Raw genomic sequence first — 22744 nt, 5'->3', positions numbered from 1 at the left:
TAAAAATCTATAAATGCTCTTACAGCAGTTTGTAGGTAGTTCCTTGATAAATAAACTGCACAAGCTATGCCTGGGTGATAATGAAGGCAATTACCGTATAGGCAGTAATACATTTTTTACTAATGATGCAGGCGAAAGCAAAGTTTCGGTCACTGATTACGCAACAGCAATGGTTGATGTAGCGCAAAATGCAGCGCACGTAAATCAGCATATTAGTATTGCCTACTAATATGGTTACTAATCAAAAGCGTTTGATTATTTAGATATAACAATACTGGCTCACAAGGTTAAAATAATTTAATCTGAGCGTATTAATTCTTATTAAATTATTTGCCTTATGAGCCTTCTTTTTTCTCTTGCGTTAGCAAGCCTTCCCGCTTTACCTGAGCCTGTTGCAAATAATGCTGTGGCTAAAGTTATTGTAAAAAACCAGCCCTACTTTTTAAGCTTTATGGGGCTGGGGGGCGATAAACAATACTCGTCAGTGCATAACAAAGTGTGGGCGCTTAAAGTTGGCGATTCACAGTGGCAATCTAAAACTGGTGTGCCTTCAAGCTTGCCATTAAAAGGGCGCTTAGCAAGTACTGCAGTCGGTTTAGGCGAGTACGCTTATGTGTTTGGCGGCTATACGGTAGCAGAGGATCATACTGAAGTTTCAAGCCCCGACGTATATAGGTACGACGTAATAAAAGATACCTACACTCATCTTGCGAGCATGCCAGTACCCGTAGACGATAGCGTAGCGCTGAGCTACAAAGCGCGTTATATTTATTTAATTAGCGGTTGGCATAACGACGGCAACGTAAACTTAGTACAAGTATACGACACGCAAAATAATACATGGCAACAAGCCTCGCCATTTTTAGGTGAGCCTGTATTTGGCCAAGCCGCTGCTATTAGTGGTAACACCATTGTTATTTGTGATGGCGTTAAAACACAAGCTAATCCTGATTCGCGTCGCTCGTTTGCAGGTGTAGCACAGTGCTTAAAAGGCACAATAGATTCAACTAACCCACAAAAAATAGATTGGCGCACATTGCCACATCCAACAGGCACTGCTCACTACCGAATGGCAGCCACCAGCTATAATGGCAATATTTATATGATGGCAGGCTCTAATAACCCATATAACTACAGCGCAATAGGTTACGACGGCAAACCTGCACCAGCAAGTGACCATGTTTGGCGCTTTAGTATCGAAAAAAACGAATGGCAGATTTTATCCCCAGTTGAAGTAAAGAGCATGGATCATCGTGGCTTACTTGAGCACAGTGGGGTTTTATATCGAATTGGCGGCATAGATAACAGTCAGCAAGTAAGCGCTAACGTGCTCGGTTACGAGGTTGAAAAGTGAACACTCTTTACATTACCGGAGCGGGAGTCAGCGCAGCCAGTGGTATTCCCACCTTTAGAGGGGAGGATGGTTATTGGACCATTGGCAGTAAAAATTATACGCCTATGGAAATGGCAACGCGCGCAATGTACCAAAACGCCCCAAAAGAGTTTTTAGCATGGTATTACCATCGCTTTGCAACGTATCGTAACCATGGCCCAAACGACGTACACCATTGGCTAAGTGACAAAAACCTAATTACTCAAAACATAGATGGGCTTGATGGCAAAGCGGGTAACAAAAATTACATAGCGATACACGGCAGGCTTGATCAAATGACCTTATTTCATGAGCAAGGGGAGCCAGTCACGCCACTTGCCACCCCGTGGGATAGCGTAGACGAAAGCCGCCTGCAAGAGTCTCTTTTTGAGCTATTTAATATTCAAAACCAAACGCCTGAGCTAAACCATTCATTTAAGCCCTTTGTTTTATTATTTGACGAATACTACACCGAGCTTTACAGAATAACACAAGCACAACAGCGTATGCTCAACGCCGATAAAATTGTATTTATGGGCACCTCGTTTAGCGTCAATATTACGCAAATGGCAATTGAAATAGCCCGAAATTACGACATTCCTGTTGAAGTGGTTGACCCCGAACCTGCGCATATTTTGCACGCTAACGTCACATATAAAAAAATGAATGCATTAGATTACATTGAATCTAATTAATAAGTGCTATATTTTAAAGGGGTTGGTAATGTTTTCTTAAATATTACAATCTCTTTATATAATATTAACGAGTCAAAAATGTTATTATTATCCTGATTATAACAATACTAAAGAGATCTGAATGAGCGACTTAACTGCAATAGCAAACTTGTCTATTTTACTTGTAGAGCCTTCAGAGGTTCAGCAAAAAATAATAATAAAATCGCTTTTAGAAAGTGGTGTAAAACAAGTTGAAACTGCATCTACACAAACACAAGCGCTTAGCTTATTAGCAAGTTATCACCCTGATCTAGTTATAAGCTCTATGTATTTATCTGACGGGACAGCCGACTCACTATTGCAAGAAATAAGATCAAACCCTATCACCGAGCATCAACCTTTTATGCTTATATCGAGCGAGCGTAATAAAAAATACCTTGAGCAATTACGTCAATCGGGCGTGTTGGCTATTTTACCTAAACCATTCAGTGCTGATGCAATTACACGCGCATTAAAAGCAACGCTCGATATTATAAGCGAAGAAGAAGTAGAACTAGAGCACTTTGATGTAACACTTTTACGTGTACTTGTTGTTGATGATAGTCGTTTTGCGCGCAAGCATATTATTCGTGTGCTTGCTGGTATGGGTATTCCAACCCCGGTTGAAGCAGAAGATGGTAAACAAGCAGTTGAAAAACTTAACGAACAGTCGTTCGATTTAATCGTTACCGATTACAACATGCCTGAAATGGATGGACGCGAATTAACCGAAACAGTACGTAGCTCAAACGCTTACTCGCATATTCCTATTTTAATGGTGAGCTCAGAGGCAAACGACACCCACTTAGCTAATATTGCGCAAGCGGGAGTTGATGCCATTTGTGATAAGCCGTTTGAACCCGCAACGGTGCGAGAATTACTGTATAAAATAATGTCTTGAACAGACAGCTAAGGCAAAAGTGATTTTAGCCTTAGCAATATATCTCATAAATAAATTCTAAAGACTTCCTTGGGGATTGAGTTTCTCTTTGCTGTTAACTTGGTTCGAATTTTTATCTGAAGTTAAAACAAATGCCGATACAACTACAAAGAATGCAACTACAATACCAATAAGCTTATATGCCTCAGCAAAGCCTATCGCATCGTACAAAATACCAGTAAATACAGATAAACCGCTTGCCGCAACCTGCCCCATAAACTGAAAACCAACAATATAAATAGTGGCAGAAAGCCTTGCATCAAATGTGGCAGATATATATTTAAAAATAGCAATTAGCATAATAGGTAGCTCAACTGCATGTAATAGTTTCATTGCAGAGATTGATAATGGATCAGTTGCATAGCCAGAGCCGATTATTCTTAGTGCCATAACAACACCGCTTACAATTAAGCCGTTTTTTGCGCCAATTTTATTGACTAAAAAAGGGGCTAAAAACATTCCACCCGCTTCTAAAAATACTTGAAAAGAGTTTAAGTAACCATACATAGCATTTCCCTCTTCTCTAGTAGGAAACTGCGCTGCAAAGTAAACAGGGAACTGCTGATCGTAGACGCCATATATACACGAAACGCCAATAACAAAAGTTGTAAACGCCCAAAATTTAGCATCTTTGAATAGCGCAATTGCGTCAGTAATTTTTAATGCGCTGGCGCTTAGGTTTACTTCCTTAGACTCATCACTTGCTTTAACAAACCATAAACACACTAAAAAAACTAAAGCACTTACACTTGCTAAAACAAAATTTAAGGTGGGTGATATATTAAAAATTTGGCCAGTAAAAAAGGTTGCAATAGCCCACCCAACCGAGCCCCACATACGTGCTTTACCAAATTCAAACCCAGTATTGCGGCCAACTCGTTCTATGTAGGTTTCAACGGCCCCAACGCCTGCAAAAAATGCGACCGAGCAAAATAAACCACCAGCAAAGGCCCCAACATACAAAGAACTAATAAGTAACGGGGTATAAACATAAATAAAAAATGGACCGCTTAGTAGCAACATCACACCAACAAACCATAACAGGTTCTTTTTTAAACCTAACTTATCTTGAATAAAACCATAACAAGGCATTACAAACAGTGCTGCAATAGCATTTATACTAAATACGATACCTGTTTGAGTACCATTTAAGCCTATTGCCTGGTTAAGCCATATAGGATAAATCGAAAAGCAGAAAGACCATGTTAAAAAAAAGCTTAAAATACAGCCGCTTAATAACCAATAATTGCGTTTAGATAAGTGTTCAGTCATTTGTCAGTGCCTTAATATCTACGCGGAGCTGTGTGACCCCCTAAGAAGTAGTTCTCCGCTAATTTCATGTGTTTTAGTGTGTGATTGTAATTCTTTATTTATTGCGATTTGTGCAGCTAGTTGGCCCATACGAAAGTAAGGAAGACTCACTGTTGATAATTTAGGTAGTAGGTTTTCGGCGATTAATTTGTAGTTATCGTAACCAACAATAGAAATGGTTTGAGGGATTTTGTAACCCATTTGACGTATAAGCATAAATACGCGCATAGCCATTTTATCGTTACCACAGCATATGGCTGTAGGGCGCTCGTGCCTCGACATAATGTCGCGTAATACATCGGGTAACTGTGCAAACTCATCTTCTGGGTCTGTGCAAACACCTATTTTTATCAACTCTTCTTCAACACTTATGCCTTTTGCTTCGTGAGCGTCTTTAAACCCTAGCGTTCTAAGTGGTGTAGCGGGCATATCTTCAAAAAGTGTTAAATACGCTATTTTTGTGTGCCCTAAATTTAATAACTCTTCAGTTAATTTATAGGCCCCTTTGTAATCATCGGGCAAAATAGTTGGGTGCTTAAGCTGAGATTCAAAGCAGTTAACAAGTATTAAAGGGCACTTATTAAATGATTGTTTAATATTCACTTCTCGGTGATAAACCGTCGCGTAAATAATGGCCTCGGCGCGTTGGCGCCTAAAATCATCCACCAGCCGAGAAAAGCTTTGTTCGTTACCACCAGACTCCCCAATCATTAATAGCTTGGAATGTTTTTCACACTCATGTTGAATGCCCGCAATAATATCGAAAGAGTCAGGCGTGGTGGTCAGGTGTTCGGTAATAAGGCACACAATGCCTTTCTCTTGCCCGCGTAAAGACTGCGCCGCTGCCGAGGGATAAAACTCAAGCGCTTTCATCGCGGCTTCAACTTTGTTTTTGGTTTTATCACTCACGCCCTCAAACCCGCCTAGTACTCTAGAAACGGTTTTTACTGATACGTTAGCTTTAGCTGCTACATCTTTAATTGATGACATATTGTTCAATACTCTCTTTATTTAGAAGGTAATGGATTTTCACACATTACGAACAATAAGTTGACAATAATTTAAAATTAGCCATTATAATGACCAACGATAGACATTTTTACAAGATTTAATTTACATTTATTAAGTGGTGCCTATGCAATCTTCTACAAAACAAAACGACTTAATTGAGCAGCGAAGCTGGACACCTCAATATCACTTTTATAAACCGAACCACTGGATAAACGATCCTAATGGGTTGTTTTATCTTAATGGTACTTATCATCTGTTTTTTCAGCTAAACCCAGATGATGTTGTATGGGGAAATATGCATTGGGGGCACGCAACCTCGGACGATCTTATTAATTGGCAGCATCAACCAATCGCACTTTACGCGGAACCAGAAGGCTTAGGTTATATATTTTCGGGCGGTGCAATTGTTGATAAAAATAATACATCGGGTTTTGCTAAAAATGGTGAAACCCCTATTGTTGCTACTTTTACACAGCAATCTAAAGACGAAACGCAAGTGCAAAGTATTGCGTACTCACTCGATGAGGGTAAAAGCTTTACTGTTTATGATCAAAACCCAGTTATTCCTAACCCAGGCTTAAAAGATTTTAGAGACCCTAAAGTAACCTGGTACGAAAAAGGGCAGTTTTGGATTAAAACGGTAGTGGCAGGCCAGTGCATACACATTTACAAATCGAATGATTTAAAAACATGGCATAAACTATCTGAATTTGGACACAAAATAGGTGCCCATGGTGGGGTGTGGGAATGTCCTGATTTATTCCCTCTTATTTGCAGCGATACTGATACTGAGCGCTGGGTATTAATTATTAGTATTAACCCAGGTGGCCCAAATGGTGGCTCAGCAACGCAATATTTTATTGGTGATTTTGACGGCGAAAAATTTGTATCTCAAGATGAACAAATACGCTGGTTAGATTACGGCACCGACTGTTATGCGGGTATTACATGGGATAACACACCCAATATTAAACATTCGCGTACCTACATTGCATGGATGAGCAATTGGCAATACGCAAATAATACTCCTGATAATACCTGGCGAGGAGCCATGACTCTACCCCGCACTATGTACTTAAAAAAAGCGGAGCAAAGCTATTACTTATTAACGCCAAGCGCAGTAAAACTACCTCAAGATACAGTCCGCTTGCAATATTGCTTAAGTAAAGAGCAGCCTATTAGTGTGCCAGAAGCTTATAGCTTAGAGTGCGATATTTCACTAACTCAAGGGAATATAGCCTTAGTTTGGAAAAATGATTGTAATGAACAATTCAGACTCGAAATAGATGCCGATACACAAAGTGTAACCGCCGACAGAACGAAAGCAGGTTTTACAGATAAAGGCTTTGACTCTGTAATAAAAATGCCGCTTAGCAAACATGAGTGCACTAACTTGCAATTAGAAATATTTGTAGACGAGTGCTCAATAGAGCTGTTTTTTAACAACGGGGCACATTGTATTACCGCATTGGTTTTCCCTAAACAAGCATTCTCGCAGCTGTATATCGATCAAAGCAGCAAAAAAGAGTCGCTAGAAAATTTAAAAATAACCAAGTACACCAAATAGTTAGAATAAACTAATTAACCCCAGCAAACTTTATGTTTAATTTGTTTTTTTAAAGTAAATAAATTGTTGACATAAGGTTTGTGGTGACGATAATGTCTAACGATAGACAACTGACATCAACAGGAACACAACTATGTTTAATAAAAACGTTATAGCTATTTCCATAGCAGCTGTTTTTGCAGCACCTAGCAGTCAACTGTTTGCTCAAGAAGCTGCTCAGGAAGCACAGCAAACAGAAAAAGCTGAAGTGCAAGATATAGAGCGCGTAATAGTCACCGGTGTTACGCGCAATATGCAAAAAATGGAAGCTACATTTTCTATAAATACTATTTCAGAAGAGGAAATGAAAGTTTTAGCACCTCACGGCGCAGCTGAATTACTAGGAAATATTCCTGGGTTTTTCCCTGAAGGCGGAACCGCAGGTGAAAGCCATAACAACGTACTTGTAAGAGGCTTACCACAAGCTGGTGGCTATCGTTATGTACCAAATCTCATTGATGGTTTGCCAGTATACGAAGAGCCCGAAGCGCCGTTTATGAATAACGATGTTTTTATTAAACCCGATTTGATGACCACAACCGTTGAGGCTGTTAAAGGCGGCCCCGGTGGCGTACTTTACTCTAATGCACTTGGCGCTGCTGTAAACTACATTACTCGTACAGGTACTCAAGATTTTGAAGGTGCGTATAAAATAGAAGTGGGTGACTGGGGGCATGTGCGTAACGATTTTTTTGTTGCAGGTCCAATTAACGATAACTTAACGTATGCGCTAGGTGGTTTTTATCGTGTTGCTGATGGTATTCGTGACCCAGGTTACACAGGTAATAGTGGCGGCCAATTTAGAGGTAATTTACTTTACATTAGTGACGATGGCAGCACAGAAGTAAAACTACAAGCTCATGTTATTAACGATAAAACAAATTTTTATCAAAATATACCGTATTCAATTACTGCCGATCGGGCGCCAGGCACGCCAGAAAATCCTTTTGAAATTGATCCAAGTCGTGTAAATAGTCTCGGTGTTGATTTTAGTGATGGAACTGTTTTATCTCATCAAACCAGTTTTTATGAGCTCTATAACGCTGACGGTAGCCAATTAAAGCTAGATATTAGTGACGGGATACAGCCTAAATTTAATATTTATACATTTGAATTAACTAAAGACTTTGCTAATCAATGGCGCTTTGATACCGCATTACGTGCAACAAGCGGTAGTAATGGGTTCCATGCGTTATTTAACGATCCACCAACAGAGCGCAGCCGTTTAGAAGCTGAACAGTTTTCTCGCATTCAAAGCTTTGATGGCGTAATTGGTGACTCGTACGCAAATGCAACAGGCGTTAAAGCATTTTACTCAGATACAGTAACAGGCACCGATTTAAGCACTGCAGAACGCGCAGACTCAATTTTAGCGCATAACATTCCGGTTTACGGCATGGTTGATGCCACAAGCTATGTAGGTGATTTTCGCTTAAGCCGCTTTTTTGACTTTGAAGAACATTCTCACGAGCTAACATTTGGTTTATACACAAGCCATTACACGTATGAAGTTCAATCTGTATTTGCAAGTGCCTATAGTAATATTAGTGAAAGCTCACGATTAGTTGATTTGTATGCTGTGGATGAGAACGATCAGCAGGTTGGCCCGTCTATTTCACAAGGTGGTGTTGATCAGCCCGCGTTATTTGGTTTAGGCGCAGATGCCACTATGCGCACCAATGCATTTTACTTCCTAGACCACATTTCAATGCTTGATGACAGGCTGCAAATTGATATAGGCGGGCGTTATCAAGAACTTGAAGTAGACCGTGTAACAACCAATTCATTCGACCCAGGCAATAGCTCAAACGATTTTACACCAAGTGACGTAGTTGTCGGCTCTACCAACGATACCTTAGCTGATAATTTTGTAAATGTACCCGACGGTACTGCGCTATTTGCCTCAGAAAGCTACGATGACTTTGGTTGGACTGTAGGCGCTAACTACCGCTTAACCGATACTATAACCACGTACCTAAGCTACGCAGACTCATTTAGGCTACCGGGCTTTGAAGATTACATATTTGGTGGCCCTGCAACTAACCCGTCTACCGGTGATATTGCTCGCGGTGACTTAGTCGAAGATATTAAGCAATACGAAGGCGGCATCCGTTTTTCACAAAAAAACTATGAGTTTAACTTTAGTGGTTTTTATATCGATTTTGCAGCAAAAGAAACCTTAGCAGCAACGCTTGATGACTTAAGTGATACAGGTGCAAATGGGGTGTCTTGTAGTGCAGTACCTGCACCGGATGATTGTGCAAAAATACGCGACAGCTTTCGTACAAGCCTAAAAACACGCGGGATTGAATTTGAGGGTACATACCGTCCAGAGTGGTTAGATGGATTATCGCTACAGGGTAGTATTGTTTGGCAAGATCCCAAGCAAGGGCAAGACTCTGCAATTCGCACTGCAATTATAGAAACAGATACAGATGGTGATGGCATTAACGATACACGCCGCTACGATGTGTCATCAGGTTCAGACAGACGACCACGCCGTCAATCTCAGTGGTTGATTAACGTGCGTCCGTCATACACGTTCTCAGAACTACCGGTCACTGTATATGGTCAAGTAATGCACTACAGTGAACGTTTTTCAGACGATGGTAATACCAACGTAACTATTTACCCTGGTTACACGCAATTAAATGCAGGTATGTTGTATTCATTCACTGAGGATATGGAGCTTCAACTTCATGTTAATAACTTAAATAATGCCGATTCGTTTACAGAAGGTAGCTCTGTAACTGAGGGGCTGCGTTTTTCTAATGGCGACTACACCGGTGTAGCTAGGCCATTACTTGGACGAACTATTAAAGCATCATTAATGATTAACTTTTAATAGATTACTTAAAATGTGTGTTGTGCAATGTATTGTAATGTTTAATTTTACAATGTGTTGACGCTAAGGGAGCGCTTGCTCCCTTTTTTTATTATGTAACGCTATACAACTGAAAGGCCACAAAACATAAAATAACCGCAATGCAGCTATCAAATATACGCCATCGAAATGGGGAGCTTAAAACCTTTTTTAATTTTGGTGCAAACAACACCAAGCTACTAAACCAAATAACAGAGGCCACGCAAGCGCCAATAGCAAAATGCAAAGGCGCAGGCTGAAGTGCGCCAATACTGCCAAGTAGTAACACGGTATCTAAATAAACATGTGGATTAAGTAAGCTTATAGCAAAGGCCGCAAGGGCCGTTTTCCACCAGCTCACTTTTATTACCTGAGTTACTTTTAACCCCGATGTGCCCTTAATTGCACTGCGTGCAGCGCCAAATGCTAAATAAAGTAACATAGCTATACCACCCCACGTTAACCACGGTAATAACCCCGGTAGCCATAGCTTTAATTCATTAGCGGCAAATACACCTACAATAATTAAAGTGGCGTCGCAAAGTATGCAAACTGCAGCTAAAACAAAACGGTTAGCGCCCGCCATACACTGGCTTAAAATCCAAATATTTTGCGCCCCAATGGCAATAATTAAACTCAGCCCCAGCATCACACCCGACAAAAACGACATACTTTAAATCCACCCAAATAAAACCAGCTATTCAATGCCTTGCAGGGTAGGGGCTATTCTGTTACAAATCCAATGAATATATTTATTGTTATATGCGTAAAACTCATGATTGATTACCAGTTACTCAATGCGCTTAGTGCCGTTATAAGTGAAGGCGGATTTGAAAAAGCCTCAAAAAAATTATTTATTACCCAATCGGCGGTGAGCAGGCGTATTCATCAGCTTGAGGCCAAACTAGGCGAGCCCGTATTAATAAGAACCCAGCCGCCAACGCCCACGGCACTTGGTAAACGTTTACTTAACCATTTACAGCAAGTATTGCAGCTAGAAGTAGCCCTTAATGTAGAGGCACTTAACGAGCACACAGATTTAAACACCCCGCTTAGCGTAAAGCTTGCTGCTAATGCGGATTCGCTTGCCACCTGGCTGCCCGAAGCACTCGCCATATTAGATACAGAGCTTGCGTGCAAATTACGCTTTGAGGTCATTAGTGAAGATCAATCCATTGCCCATAAAAGAATGAAAGACGGCGAGGTTATGGTGTGTATTAGCTCATCCCCCGAGCCCGTTAATGGCGGGCTGGTAAGCCCGCTTGGCGCCATACGCTACAAAGCCATTGCAAGCCCCGATTTTATAAAACAACATAAGCTTACTGAGCTTTCGCAATTAGCGCATTTACCGTGCTTGGTATTTAGTGAGTATGACAAGCTACAACACCAGTTTTTAGAAGATATTAATGGCTCAGCCCCACTGTTTACCCATATTTACCCTTCGTCAGAGGGATTTAAACAAGCCATGATAGCAGGCCTAGGTTATGGGCTATTACCTACCTTACAGCTTGGAGACTCGCTGGTAAAAGGGGAGTTAGTTGATTTATTCCCAGAATATTATATTGATACACCGTTGTATTGGCACTATTGGCAAACCGAAAGCCCGCAGCTTAAAACGTTGCGTAAATTTGCGCTGCAAGTAGCAGGCAAACGGTTAGAGCCTATTAACCCATAAAAAAGGCTAAGCCTGCCTTTATAACTGCCCTAATCTGTAAATAAGCAGTGCTGTTTTAGCAGTGTTTTTATTTAGGCTGGTTAAATCGGCGGTTTCGTTTTTAGTGTGTGCGCCACTGCCCATTAGGCCAAGGCCATCAAGCGCCATATCAACATGGTTTGCCGCAAACGAAATATCAGCCGCACCTGCATTGCGTGGGTTGGCGGCTACTACTTTGTTGAAGCCTAAATCGTGGCTTGCGTCGCTGTATAATTCTAATAGCTTTTTATTGCCATCAGTTAATGCCATTGGCGGGTAACCGTCTTCAAAAATAAGCTCTGCTTTACTGCCATCTAAGTTTTTAGCCACAATTTGTAGCATTACCCTTTTAGCGCTTTCTACCTGCTTTGGCGAAAGTGCGCGTAAATCACCTGCTACATGCACGGTTTGTGCTATTACATTACTTTTACCAAACGCTGTTGCTGACGAATTAGCACTGTCGTAGTCGGCATTGGTACCGCCCACAATAAGCCCTGGGTTAAATGTTAAATTAGGTTGCGTGGCAAGTTGCTCTCTAAAATCATTTAAAATGCGTGATGCTTCGTAAATAGCGCCATATCCAACGCTTTCGCTAAATATTTGTGACGAATGCGCTGCATTTGCCGTTACGTTTAGCGTCCAGCCGGTATAACCACGGCGCGCCGCCATAGCTGTTTTTATATTGTTATCGCCATTTTCATAGCCAAGCGCTACGTCAGCCCAAATTGCTGCATCAACAATAGCTTGTTTAGATAAGCTAAGCGGGCGACCGCTGCTTTCTTCATCGCCAGTCAATAATACTTTTATGCTTACATTTTCGAGTAAATTAAGGGCTTGTAAGCTTTTAAGTGCGGTAATTATTATCGTGTTACCGCCTTTCATATCGGCTACACCTGGGCCACTGGCTATATCGGCATCAAGTTGTTTGTAGGTAGTAAAGTTATCGTTTTTGGCAAATACCGTATCTAGATGGCCGATCATCAGTATTTTTATTGCATCGGGGTTTTTACTCTCATGGGTTGCCAGTACATGTCCTGCGCGGTTAAACGCACTGCCATCCAGCCATTCAACTTTAAAACCAATGGCTTTAAGCTGCTCACTTGTCAGCGCACCTACTTTTTTTACACCTTCAATATTAAGCGAACCGCTATTAATATTTACGGCTTGCTCTATTTCTTTAAGTGCTTGGGGAATATTTTTATCGACCTGTTTTACTATTTCACGCTCGTTTTTATCAAGCGCCGCATGGCTTGTAAGCGGTAGGGTACTAGCAAGGGTAAAAATAAGTGCATGGCTAAATTTTAAAAATGACATAACAGCATAATAAGTGAGAAATAAGAATATTTAATATGAAGTAAAAATCCAAAGTATTCAATAGAAGTAGATTGTGATTGTTAACTAATTTTATAAGTAATAATGAGTTACAAGTTTAAGGGTTATGGGGTGTACGCGTTATTGGTTTAAACACAGGTATTTAAAATATAACCTGTTAATTAATAATCAACGGGTATAACTAATCAGCTATACGTCTGATATTACTGATCTCCACCATTTTGGGGTTTTGCTTCATTTAGAAAAGGTAAGGTGAATCTAACTAACTGTTTACAGTTGTTTATTTTATAGCTAGCATGAAATCACTGTAATATAGGGACATTTATCGGTTTGTAAAACGACAGATGTCGTAGACTAAATTGTTAACTGGCTCTTAAGCATTGAGCATATAATCAGTTGGGAGTAATAAATTGTTAGCATTTTTGAGAATACACTTTGAAATGTTACTTGCTCACTTGGGTGTTGCTTTATTCTCTGGAGGATTACTCGGTTGGGCGGAAGGTGTAGATAAAGGGTTACTATTCGGTGTACTTTATTTCATATTTATGTTCATCGTTCATTTTTATTTATTTTATAAGCACAGGTCAAGTTACGGTAAAAAACCATTTAAATAAAATGTAAGAATCTAAAGTCAGTTAACAAGGCAAATTAAAAGTGCGGACAAAAACAATTGGCTTTGTTCGTGCCTCACAAATTATAGCCAACTATTTTTAGCCGGTTACAACGGCGTTATAAACCCAGTCTAAGTCAGAGTTATGTCTCAATTAAAATGTAAGAAATGTCAAAGTTCTATAGTCGCAAGAGATCTTACTCCTAAAGGAAGACATAGAAACTATGTTTGCCCTTTATGTGGCACACCTGTTAATGCTCACAAAGAAAAGTATTTTTTTATTGGGGTATTAATTTTTATTGCAGGGTTATTAATTAATGCTTTTTATTTAGGTATTTCAAGTGCAGGATTAAACTGGATATCAGATAGCTACAAGTTATTATTGGTAATTTTAACCTCTTCAATTTTGTTAGTTTACAGCATTTATAAAAATTCAAAGTACAAAGCAAATTCTAATATGGTTGAGCCAAGGCCTTGGCCACTATTGACTGCCATCTGTACACTTTTAATAATATGGACTGTAATAAATCTTTAATTTGTCGCTAGGGTTTATAACAAGAACATTAAACGAAAAAATCACAGTTGGCTGTTTTTCGTTCCTCAAACATTATAGCCAACTTTAATTTTCCGCTTATGTAAGCGTTATATTTTCAAAGCAGGTTGAGTATGCGAATTCTATTAGCATTATATTTCTTTACATTCTTTGCCAATGCAACAAGTTGTATTGAAACTGAAGAACAAAATGCAAAATGGGATGCTGCCTATGCAAGTAAATTTAAAATAAATAGTGTGTTAAATGAAAGCACATATAGTATTTCAGTTTCAATTCCTCAAGAAATTGACGGGCAATCATTTAATTTAGCCGGGATCATTATAGGTAATAAAAATAACCCAGTTTTTTATTCCGCACTAAAAATATTTGAAGACGAAGGTGAGGCTAAAGTGTGGTTTCTCGTAAAAGCCGATGCTATTGAAAAGCATAGCTTAATTCTTAGCTACGGAGATGGCTGTGGTATATCTATAAACGTACCCGTTGTTGTGAACTGAAAATATAACAAGACGATTCAATCAGGACAAAAAACAGTTGGTTTTGCTCCTGCGTGAATTACAGTGACACCCAACCTAAATTTTGTAATGCTTTAAAAACGCTTAGAGTTAATTACAGAAGGTCGTTTTTTAATTAATTTTGGCTGTTTGAGTTACCCTACAGCCTCGTTATATATCCTAGGAAAAGTGTTGTGCTAATTCGAGCAATTAATAGTCAAAGAAAGTTAAAATCTTACTTTTAGTCGCAGTCTGCTAAAGTTGGCGGCGTTGGTTGCTTATTTGGGATTGCAACTGCATCCTCCCCTGTTCTTTGTCGTTACTTCAAGTTTTGGTGTCGAGTCAGATATACCAATCCGTAGCTACGATGGTGATACTGTATTGGTAGTGTTCACATTATGCTTCTTAATTCTCTGTTTATCGCTATACACATTTTGCGCTTTATTTGCCTGCTTTTACTATGGCATTAAGTGCAAGAAAGGATATATCGACCGACAAGAACTTATTAATATCGTATTTAAAGGTATCTATCCAAAACGGTGGCAACGTGGGCTTTAGTTCTGATGTATAACAAAGCCTTTAAACACCCATTACTTTCGCCCTATTTTACTTGCGAACATCTACCTATATTTAACGCAAGCAACCATCAGGTTTAACGCCATTAGCATTAAACCTGATAGCCAAAATCGACCAAGCTACATTTAATTAGTTGGCATTAAATAGATTTCTCGTACGCTGTTGCGCTGGTTTGCTTCAATAGCAAACAATACCGCGTCGGCTACATCTTGCGGGTCGAGTTTGTCGGGTTTAGCTTCATCAAAAAATGGGGTGTTTACCATGCCTGGTGCTATGGTTGTGCAGCGGCCGTTCCACTCACTCATTTCCTCAGCTAAGTTTTGTCCAAAGCCATAAGCAAACCATTTAGTTGCACCGTAAATAGAGCCACCAATTGGCTTACGGCCAGCGGCAGAGCTGGTTAATATAAAGTGACCTTTGTTTTGGCGTAAATGCGGCAGAGTTAGTTTTGCAGTCCACAGTAGGGCTTTAATGTTTATGTCAATCATGGTTGACCATTCATCTGGGTCGCCTTTTTCGGTGCCAGCGGTTGAAACACCCATACCCGCGTTAGCAAAGGCTACATCTAATCGGCCAAACTTTTCAATGCCTTTAGTAACTACGTTTTCAAGTGCGGTAAAGTCGGTTGCATCTGCGGCTACGCTCAGTGCGTTATCTGATCCTAGCTCGGCAACAAGTTGGTTAAGTTGCTCTTCTCTACGGGCGGTTAAAATAACTTTGTGACCGTTGTTTACTAAGGTTTTTGCCGTTGCTTCACCAATGCCACTAGAAGCGCCGGTTATGAGTACTATTTTCTCTTTTGCCATGGTTTTTTCCTTATTAACAAATGAATAAAGGCGCAGCTCAATGTGCGCCATGCAGTTATTGCGCTATGTCAAAATTGACTGATAAATCGTCAGCTTGCGTTAGGCTAATTTGTTTCAGTTGATAAATATTAAAATCAGCATCTATTTGCTCTGCATCGTCTATGTGTGCGCTACATGTATAAGCAAGTTGATAGTCGCCTGGTGTTATGAATGAGAGTTCAAATTCGTATTCATTATCGTCTGCATCAAATACAACATTGGCAGTAGCTAACGGAGCGTTATCAGGCGTTTGGTCATCTATTTCATGAATATCTGTTGGGGTTTGTGCTTGCGCAGAGTAAAGGTAAACAGCATGGCCAAATGATGAATCATCAGCGGCAAGAGCAATGTTGTCAGTCTCGCAATTGTTTATAAGTGTTTGGCTTACAGTGCCTTCAATATCTTGTGATTCAGAAAGGTTTTGTAAACGCACACCGCGAGGTTTTAAAAAGACTTCGTTATTATTTTGTGGATCAACCAATGATTTTTTTAAATCAAACTCTAATACAAACTCGTTGTCGGTTTGATTGAGTGTAAAGCCATCTAGCTGTATTTCACCCACGCCATCATTACCTTTTCTTTTTACGATAAGCGGTGCAATGCTGCCGTCTTCATAAACTACGTGAGATGTTAAGCTAAGGTTGTTTGTGTCGCCGTTTATTACTTGCGCGCGGATCCACGAATAATCACCTGCAGGTACTTCTTGATCGTCAAGTAATTGAAAAATATCGTCGCCCGTATAGTCTAGTAAATTGACCATTTGCGCTAAGGTGGAATCGTTTTTAGAGCGAGTTTCAAAGCTAACTTCTTCACCTTCTTGGGCTTTAATTGTTATTGAATCAAATACAACGTTAACTTGTTTTAAACCAGTGACTGGAGCGTCGGAAATACCTAAACTAAAAGTTGCTTTATCACTTGTTTGTGGGGTTGTTTCAGCATCGTCATTTGATGAGCCGCAGCCTGCTAAGGCAAAAATAATAGCGCTACTTAATATAGTTGATTTAAAGTTCATGGTTGTTTCCTCTTATTCGATTTGTTAAGTGTATGTATTTAACCCTTAACCTAAATTGAATTAAAAATATGAGAAGTTATAACTTTTAACATGCTGTTTTAAAACGTTTTTAATTTCATCGATTTAATCGTTTTTTACTATATACTCGCGCCACTTCTTTTGAAGTCGGTTTTTATTAGATTTAACCATTATTTTGCTGAGTTTCAGCCACATTTATCGGAACAAACATGAAAGATAAACTCTTAGCGTTTTGGCAAAGCCATTCAGAAACAATCATCACTTTAGGTTACAAGGTGATTTTAGCGTTGGTGATTTTAATTGCGAGCGCCTTAATTGCACGCTCGGTTAAAAAAGCGATTAAAAACTCTAAATCGCCATTAAAAAAAGTGGATAGTACGCTGCTTCCTCTTTTATCGAGTATTGCTGGTTATTTAGTTTATATAATTGGCGGGCTATTTATTTTAGATATTTTTGGCGTTAATACGGCAAGCTTAATTGCACTAATGGGTGCTGCTGGTTTAGCGATTGGTTTAGCCCTTAAAAATACGCTGAGCAATATTGCTGCGGGTATTATGCTGCTAATACTCAGACCTTTTAAAATAGGCGATTTTGTTGATGCCAGTGGCACACTAGGTACTGTGAGTGAAATAAACCTGTTTACCACTATTTTTAAAACCACCGACGGCCTTTATATAGCATCGCCTAACGGCAAAGTGTGGGGTGGGAATATTAAAAACTTTACCCGTAATGGCAAAAGACGAATGGACATAGTGGTGGGTATTTCGTATGCCGACTCTATTGACGTTGGCTTAAATGTACTTAAAGAATTAGCCGCATCAGAGAGCCGATTACTCGCAGAGCCTGCACCTAAAGTAATGGTGACATCAATAGGCGAAAGCGCAGTGAACATTCAATTACGTGCGTGGGCTGTTAATGGTGATTATTGGCAAACTGTGTGGGATTTAAATAAACGTGTTAAAGAAGCTATTGAAGGCGCAGGGCTGAGTATTCCGTTTCCGCAGCGTACGCTGCATATATCTGAGTCTATGGCATCGGCAATAACTGTTAACAAAGATGCTTAAATATGTATTAACATAAACACAAATAGCGAGCCTTGGCTCGCTATTTGTGTACTAGCCTTTGTGTAGGCTGAGGTATTAACCTTCTAATTGAAAGTCGTACACTGAGCCTAGATTAAGTAGCTGCGTTAGCTCATCAAGTGCTTGGTAGCTTTCAGTTAATAGGGCTGAGTCTGCAAAGTCACTTGCGCCTAATTTGTCGCGGTAGTTACGTTTTGCCCAGTCACACAGTTGTGTGTATTTAGTATCAGTTAAAATAACCTCTGGGTTTACTGCAGCAAGTTCTTGCTCGTTAAGGGCTACACGTAAACGCAAACAAGCAGGGCCGCCGCCATTTTGCATACTTTGGCGTAAATCAAAAAACTGTACTTGGTTTACTGGGTTATCAGCCATAATCATTTCTTCAATGTAGGCGTTAACCGCGACGTTGCGTTTACATTCTTGTGGTGCCACTAACAGCATTGAACCATCTTCAAGGCTCACAAGCTGGCTATTAAATAAGTAACTACTTACAGCGTCGGTAATGCTTACTTTATCGGTAGGTACTTCAATAATGTAAAATTCTTTATTGCCCACATATGCTTCGCGAATATCTTGCAGTGCCAAAGCTTGGTTTAAAAATGCTTGCTGGTGGCACAGTAATACGTTGGCGTTACCTACTGCAATTACATCGTTATGAAACACGCCTTGGTCTATTACGTCTGGATTTTGCTGTAGTAAAATTTGGCTTGAATCTTTTAAGTTATGTAAGCGACAAATTGCTTCTGAGGCTTCTAGTGTTTGCCTTGCAGGAAATTTAGCTGGTTTTGGTAATTGACTATTAAACGCGCTGGCACCAAATACAAACATTTCAAGGCCTTGCTCGCCGTGGCTGTCACAAAAACGAGTATGGTTTGCTGCACCTTCGTCGCCAAAAAAGCCTTGGTCGGGTAAATGGGTATGATGCGCAAAGTATTTGTCGTTGTTAAACATCGCTTTTAATAAGCGTGTAGTGGTTGCAGGCTCTAATGAACGATGAAACTTATTATTCAAATTAGCTGAAGTAAAATGTACTTTGCCGTCGGTTGTATCAGGAGATGGCGATACCGTAGCGGCATTTGCTGTCCACATTGCAGACGCTGAATAACACGCGCGTAATAAAATAGGATCTGCTTTAAATGCTTTATGAATTACTTGTGCATCGTTACCGGTAAAGCCTAAGCGGCGCAGTACGTTTAAGTCGGGGCGCGCATGAGGGGCAAATACACCTTGAGTTAGGCCTTTGTCGTGCATGGCTTTCATTTTTTCAAGGCCTTGAAGCACTGCTTCTTGAGGATTTGAAAAGCTTGCTGCGTTATTTAACGAGGCAACATTACCATACGATAAACCAGCGTAGTTGTGAGTAGGGCCAACTAAGCCATCAAAATTAACTTCCAAAGCGTGCATACACGTTCCAACTAAAAATTTTCAATAGGATGCAACAATACAACGCATTAGGGCTGCTTGCAAAGTTATAAACGCAGTGTTTTTACTAATTTTTTCGATGTTTTTAAATGTGGAGTTTATTACAAGGGGGTTGTTTTTATATTGAACGATTAATTTGAAGTTTAATTAAAATGTACACATAAATTTCATAGTGTGCAAAAGCTTAGCCTAAAGTAGGTTTTTACATTTAAGCTTTATGCCAAGCCTTTACACAATACGATGTTACTTAACATAGACGCGCTCTTTGTCAGCGGTGGTATGGGTATTTGTTGGATCATTAACTTGCCAAACGCTAATGTCTAAACGCCATAAAAGGTAAAGGGTATGGTATAAGTTGAACATGGTTTTTCCTTGGTATTTTCACTGAACACATCAGTTTATAGAAAGAAGTATGCCAACATTAACTTGAATATTTTATGAATAGAAATCAGGTGTTTAGTATTTAAGTGTAAATACATACTTAAGGGTTAGCACCAAAGAGGTGAAATATTACTAAAAGATGCACCAACGTGGTGTGTTTTTAACAAAAAGCCATGCAACTATTGGGTCACTTAAACGTGCAAGGCTTTTTAAAAAATGTAGTCACTTAAAAAGTAAATTAGCGGCCTACTTTTCCTTTTACTAAAGGCTCGAACGACATTACTTTAAACTTACCGTGGCTTTGATTTTTGCCATTATTAAGTACAGGCGAATTATGTAAATCGTCAACGGTAAAGTATATTTTATGATCGGCTCCGTAACTAAAACCATCAGGCCAGCTCAAACGTTCGTCTTTAAATAATACTTCGTAGTCGCCAGTGGGTTTAACTACGCCAATTGCGCCATTGGTTATGTCGGTTACATATACGTTACCGCCGCCATCAACAATAATACCATCTGAAATTGGCTTAGTGCCGTAACGCGTAACTTTGTCTTCAAGTGCTTTACCCGAAAGGCTCTCGTTATTTATATCGCTGGTGGCAATGCGGTAAACCGACGTGCCCGACATTGAGCCAAAGTAAAGCCAGTCTTCGTTAGGGTCAAGCGTAATAGGGTTAACACCTAAGCGGGCAGGTTGTCCGCCAAGGCTCATTGTGCGCCCATCAATAACCATATCGATATTTTCGGCTGTGGTGTAATGACTATTTTGTAACACTCTGCGTGCTACACCTGTTTTAAGGTTAACCGTAATAATAGCGGCTTGGCTGCCTTGTGCTGTGTCGGCAATGTATACAACGCCATGTTTATTATCGATGACTAAATCGTTTAAAAACGAGGTGTCGGTAATGGTCGGTTTAGCCAGATAAATAATTTTATGTAGTTGCTCTTTGTTTGTATCCCAACCTACTAAGCGCCCAGCGTGATCGGGCCCTGAAGTATCAAGCATCCATAAAACGCCATCGCTTGATACGTTTATACCAAGTACGTCGTAAAAACCTTTACCGTTTTTGTACGCGTATGCCCATTCTTCATTAGGGTAGGGCTTAGTTGTACCATCGCTTAAAAGCTCCATAATTTTTTGCTTTTGGCCAAAAAAGCCATGCACAGATAAAAACTTTCTGCCCGATGGGGTAATAGCAATGTTGCCCGGTGGGTGCTGCGCATCAAAAGTAGCTACTGTTTTTAAATCAGTATTTTGGCCAGCGGTGTTAGCAGTTACGGCGCTGCTACCTAAAAGTGCCGTGCTACACGCCGCTGCTAATAGTAATTTTTTAATATGAGTCATTTTTAAAACCTTTTAAAACACGTTTATTGTTTAAAAATTAAGAGCCTAATCGGCTAAGTCGTTTACTACTAAATCGAGCAGCTGCATCAACTGTTTCGCTTGTGTTGCATCTACACTATCAAATTTACATAAAATATTTTTAGGAATATCGGCTGCTTTTAACTTAAGTGATTGGCCATGCTGGGTTAGCTGAACTAGGCGTTTGCGTTTGTCGTGCTCATCTTTAATAACAGCCAGTAATGATTTGTCGCTCATTTTTTTGAGTATTTGAGTCATTGCACCGCCATCTATCGCGGTTTTATCTACTAGCTCTGCAATTGTTATTTCGTCTTGCTCCCACAGCGCCATCATTACTACGTATTGCGGGTAAGTTAAATTTAGCTCGTTTAAAGGCTCGCGATACGCACGCGCAATGCTGTTAGATGCCATATATAACCGATGACATAACTGATTTTTTAACTTTAATTGCTCAAACGGCATAACGTTATCCTTTATTTCGATACATGGTATTTTAATTTGCATGCAAAGTATTTGCAATCTCTAATTACTTGTTCTATTATTTTGCACACAAACTAAATTAATTACTAAACTTTGGAGTTCATTATGAATGTATTACAAAACGTAGCTTACACAGCAAAAGCAACTGCAACTGGCGGCCGCGAAGGCGTAGCTAAATCTGATGATGGTCGTTTAGATGTAAAACTATCAACACCTAAAGGCTTAGGCGGAGACGACGGTCAAGGCACTAACCCTGAGCAATTATTTGCCGCAGGTTATGCTGCGTGTTTTATTGGCGCACTTAAATTTGTAGCAGGTAGCGAAAAAATAGATTTACCAAGCGACACACATATTGACTCACAAGTGTCTATTGGCGCGATTGAAGGCGGTTTTGGTATTGCAGTAAAACTTGCTGTATCACTAGGTGATATGGATAAAACTGCAGCGCAGGAGCTTGTAGATAAAGCGCACCAAGTATGTCCATATTCAAACGCAACACGTGGCAATATTGAAGTAGAGCTTTCAGTTATTTAATTAATTGCTAAGTTAACAAATACTGTAATAGCCCAGTGGTTTTGCCACTGGGTTTTTTTGTGCGTGGAGTTTAATAAAATGAGTCGTTAAGTAAATATGCAAAAAATCATATATTCACTATTCCATATATTCTGTTTTTGTTTTATTGTATGTGCAATAAAACTGCGAGGACAATATGGAACAATTCTACCCACTTCAATTTTATAAATGCCTAGCGGACGATACGCGTTTAAAAGCAATGCTGCTCATTAGCCATCAAGAAGAGCTATGTGTATGTGAACTGGTTGCTGCACTTGAGCTAAGCCAACCTAAAGTGTCTCGACATTTAGCGCAGTTAAGACAATGCGGATTGTTAAGCGACCGTAAACAAAATCAATGGGTTTATTACAGTATTAATAAAGCCCTGCCAGAGTGGGCTAAAAATGTATTAATGCAAACGCTTACTGCTAACCCTTCATTTTATGAAAACGATTTAACGCGCTTAAATGTTATGGGTAATCGCCCTGAACGTATTACTAGCTGCTGTAACTAACTTA

The 22744-nt window shown here is 39.8% G+C and carries 21 protein-coding genes; 12 read left to right on the top strand and 9 right to left on the bottom strand.

The window, feature by feature from the left end:
- The first annotated feature begins 43 nt into the window (after positions 1-43).
- The 4 genes from JG479_RS19220 (at position 44) to JG479_RS19205 (ending at position 2986) form a co-directional block, all read left to right on the top strand.
- Entirely contained in the window at positions 44-229 is a 186-nt protein-coding gene (locus JG479_RS19220; RefSeq protein WP_024594980.1) for an epimerase, read from the top strand.
- 108 nt (positions 230-337) lie between these two features.
- Positions 338-1354: a Kelch repeat-containing protein gene (locus tag JG479_RS19215; RefSeq protein WP_200220449.1), complete on the top strand. Its 1017-nt coding sequence runs from the start codon at positions 338-340 to the stop codon at positions 1352-1354.
- Positions 1351-2067, top strand: a complete 717-nt coding sequence (locus JG479_RS19210) for an SIR2 family NAD-dependent protein deacylase (protein WP_200220448.1) — start codon at positions 1351-1353, stop codon at positions 2065-2067. The genes JG479_RS19215 and JG479_RS19210 overlap by 4 nt, the downstream gene beginning before the upstream one ends.
- Positions 2068-2188: 121 nt before the next feature.
- On the top strand, positions 2189-2986 hold the full coding sequence (locus tag JG479_RS19205) for a response regulator (RefSeq protein WP_197120515.1): 798 nt from the start codon (positions 2189-2191) through the stop codon (positions 2984-2986).
- A 57-nt stretch (positions 2987-3043) separates the two neighbouring features.
- Here JG479_RS19205 and JG479_RS19200 read toward each other — a convergent pair whose 3' ends face one another.
- Both JG479_RS19200 and JG479_RS19195 read right to left on the bottom strand, forming a co-directional pair.
- Entirely contained in the window at positions 3044-4297 is a 1254-nt protein-coding gene (locus JG479_RS19200) for an MFS transporter (protein WP_039486536.1), read from the bottom strand.
- Positions 4298-4315: 18 nt separating this feature from the next.
- Positions 4316-5326, bottom strand: a complete 1011-nt coding sequence (locus tag JG479_RS19195; RefSeq protein ID WP_052201256.1) for a LacI family DNA-binding transcriptional regulator — start codon at positions 5324-5326, stop codon at positions 4316-4318.
- Between the two features lie 145 nt (positions 5327-5471).
- Between JG479_RS19195 and JG479_RS19190 the strand changes: the two genes are divergently transcribed.
- Both JG479_RS19190 and JG479_RS19185 read left to right on the top strand, forming a co-directional pair.
- Positions 5472-6914, top strand: coding sequence for a glycoside hydrolase family 32 protein (locus tag JG479_RS19190; protein ID WP_200220447.1), 1443 nt, complete (start codon positions 5472-5474; stop codon positions 6912-6914).
- Between the two features lie 133 nt (positions 6915-7047).
- Positions 7048-9798 (top strand): TonB-dependent receptor domain-containing protein, encoded by a 2751-nt coding sequence (locus JG479_RS19185; RefSeq protein ID WP_200220446.1) that lies wholly within the window; start codon positions 7048-7050, stop codon positions 9796-9798.
- A gap of 91 nt (positions 9799-9889) precedes the next feature.
- Here JG479_RS19185 and JG479_RS19180 read toward each other — a convergent pair whose 3' ends face one another.
- Positions 9890-10486: a LysE/ArgO family amino acid transporter gene (locus JG479_RS19180; protein WP_200220445.1), complete on the bottom strand. Its 597-nt coding sequence runs from the start codon at positions 10484-10486 to the stop codon at positions 9890-9892.
- Between the two features lie 105 nt (positions 10487-10591).
- On the opposite strand from JG479_RS19180, the gene JG479_RS19175 reads away from it, so the two are divergent.
- Complete coding sequence (locus JG479_RS19175) at positions 10592-11491, top strand: LysR family transcriptional regulator ArgP (RefSeq protein ID WP_200220444.1); 900 nt, start codon at positions 10592-10594, stop codon at positions 11489-11491.
- An 18-nt stretch (positions 11492-11509) separates the two neighbouring features.
- Here the strand turns inward: JG479_RS19175 and JG479_RS19170 are convergent, their stop codons facing one another.
- The gene (locus tag JG479_RS19170; RefSeq protein ID WP_200220443.1) at positions 11510-12823 is read right to left on the bottom strand and encodes a M20/M25/M40 family metallo-hydrolase; all 1314 of its coding nucleotides are present in this window, start codon (positions 12821-12823) and stop codon (positions 11510-11512) included.
- Positions 12824-13596: 773 nt separating this feature from the next.
- On the opposite strand from JG479_RS19170, the gene JG479_RS19165 reads away from it, so the two are divergent.
- On the top strand, positions 13597-13986 hold the full coding sequence (locus JG479_RS19165; RefSeq protein ID WP_052201258.1) for a hypothetical protein: 390 nt from the start codon (positions 13597-13599) through the stop codon (positions 13984-13986).
- A 131-nt stretch (positions 13987-14117) separates the two neighbouring features.
- Positions 14118-14498 carry a hypothetical protein gene (locus JG479_RS19160; protein WP_039486545.1) on the top strand — a complete coding sequence of 127 codons (381 nt, stop codon included), beginning with the start codon at positions 14118-14120 and terminating at the stop codon, positions 14496-14498.
- A gap of 698 nt (positions 14499-15196) precedes the next feature.
- Here the strand turns inward: JG479_RS19160 and JG479_RS19155 are convergent.
- Both JG479_RS19155 and JG479_RS19150 read right to left on the bottom strand, forming a co-directional pair.
- The gene (locus tag JG479_RS19155) at positions 15197-15877 is read right to left on the bottom strand and encodes an SDR family oxidoreductase (protein ID WP_024591546.1); all 681 of its coding nucleotides are present in this window, start codon (positions 15875-15877) and stop codon (positions 15197-15199) included.
- Between the two features lie 55 nt (positions 15878-15932).
- Positions 15933-16928, bottom strand: coding sequence for a DUF4382 domain-containing protein (locus tag JG479_RS19150; RefSeq protein ID WP_200220442.1), 996 nt, complete (start codon positions 16926-16928; stop codon positions 15933-15935).
- A 227-nt stretch (positions 16929-17155) separates the two neighbouring features.
- On the opposite strand from JG479_RS19150, the gene JG479_RS19145 reads away from it, so the two are divergent.
- Positions 17156-18010, top strand: a complete 855-nt coding sequence (locus JG479_RS19145; RefSeq protein WP_182671916.1) for a mechanosensitive ion channel family protein — start codon at positions 17156-17158, stop codon at positions 18008-18010.
- A 75-nt stretch (positions 18011-18085) separates the two neighbouring features.
- Here JG479_RS19145 and astB read toward each other — a convergent pair whose 3' ends face one another.
- The 3 genes from astB to JG479_RS19130 form a co-directional block, all read right to left on the bottom strand.
- Positions 18086-19432: an N-succinylarginine dihydrolase gene (astB, locus tag JG479_RS19140; RefSeq protein ID WP_039486553.1), complete on the bottom strand. Its 1347-nt coding sequence runs from the start codon at positions 19430-19432 to the stop codon at positions 18086-18088.
- 637 nt (positions 19433-20069) lie between these two features.
- A complete protein-coding gene (locus JG479_RS19135; RefSeq protein ID WP_200220441.1) occupies positions 20070-21176 on the bottom strand; it encodes an L-dopachrome tautomerase-related protein in 1107 nt (368 codons plus the stop codon).
- A 45-nt stretch (positions 21177-21221) separates the two neighbouring features.
- Complete coding sequence (locus tag JG479_RS19130; protein ID WP_007377114.1) at positions 21222-21656, bottom strand: MarR family winged helix-turn-helix transcriptional regulator; 435 nt, start codon at positions 21654-21656, stop codon at positions 21222-21224.
- 123 nt (positions 21657-21779) lie between these two features.
- On the opposite strand from JG479_RS19130, the gene JG479_RS19125 reads away from it, so the two are divergent.
- Together JG479_RS19125 and JG479_RS19120 are read left to right on the top strand one after the other, a co-directional pair.
- Entirely contained in the window at positions 21780-22208 is a 429-nt protein-coding gene (locus tag JG479_RS19125; RefSeq protein WP_200220440.1) for an organic hydroperoxide resistance protein, read from the top strand.
- A 175-nt stretch (positions 22209-22383) separates the two neighbouring features.
- Positions 22384-22740, top strand: a complete 357-nt coding sequence (locus JG479_RS19120) for a metalloregulator ArsR/SmtB family transcription factor (protein WP_200220439.1) — start codon at positions 22384-22386, stop codon at positions 22738-22740.
- Positions 22741-22744 lie beyond the last annotated feature (4 nt).

The sequence above is a fragment of the Pseudoalteromonas sp. LC2018020214 genome (assembly GCF_016598755.1).
In the GTDB taxonomy this organism is placed as follows: Bacteria; Pseudomonadota; Gammaproteobacteria; order Enterobacterales; family Alteromonadaceae; genus Pseudoalteromonas; species Pseudoalteromonas distincta.
This window is presented reverse-complemented; position numbering and strand designations above follow the sequence as displayed.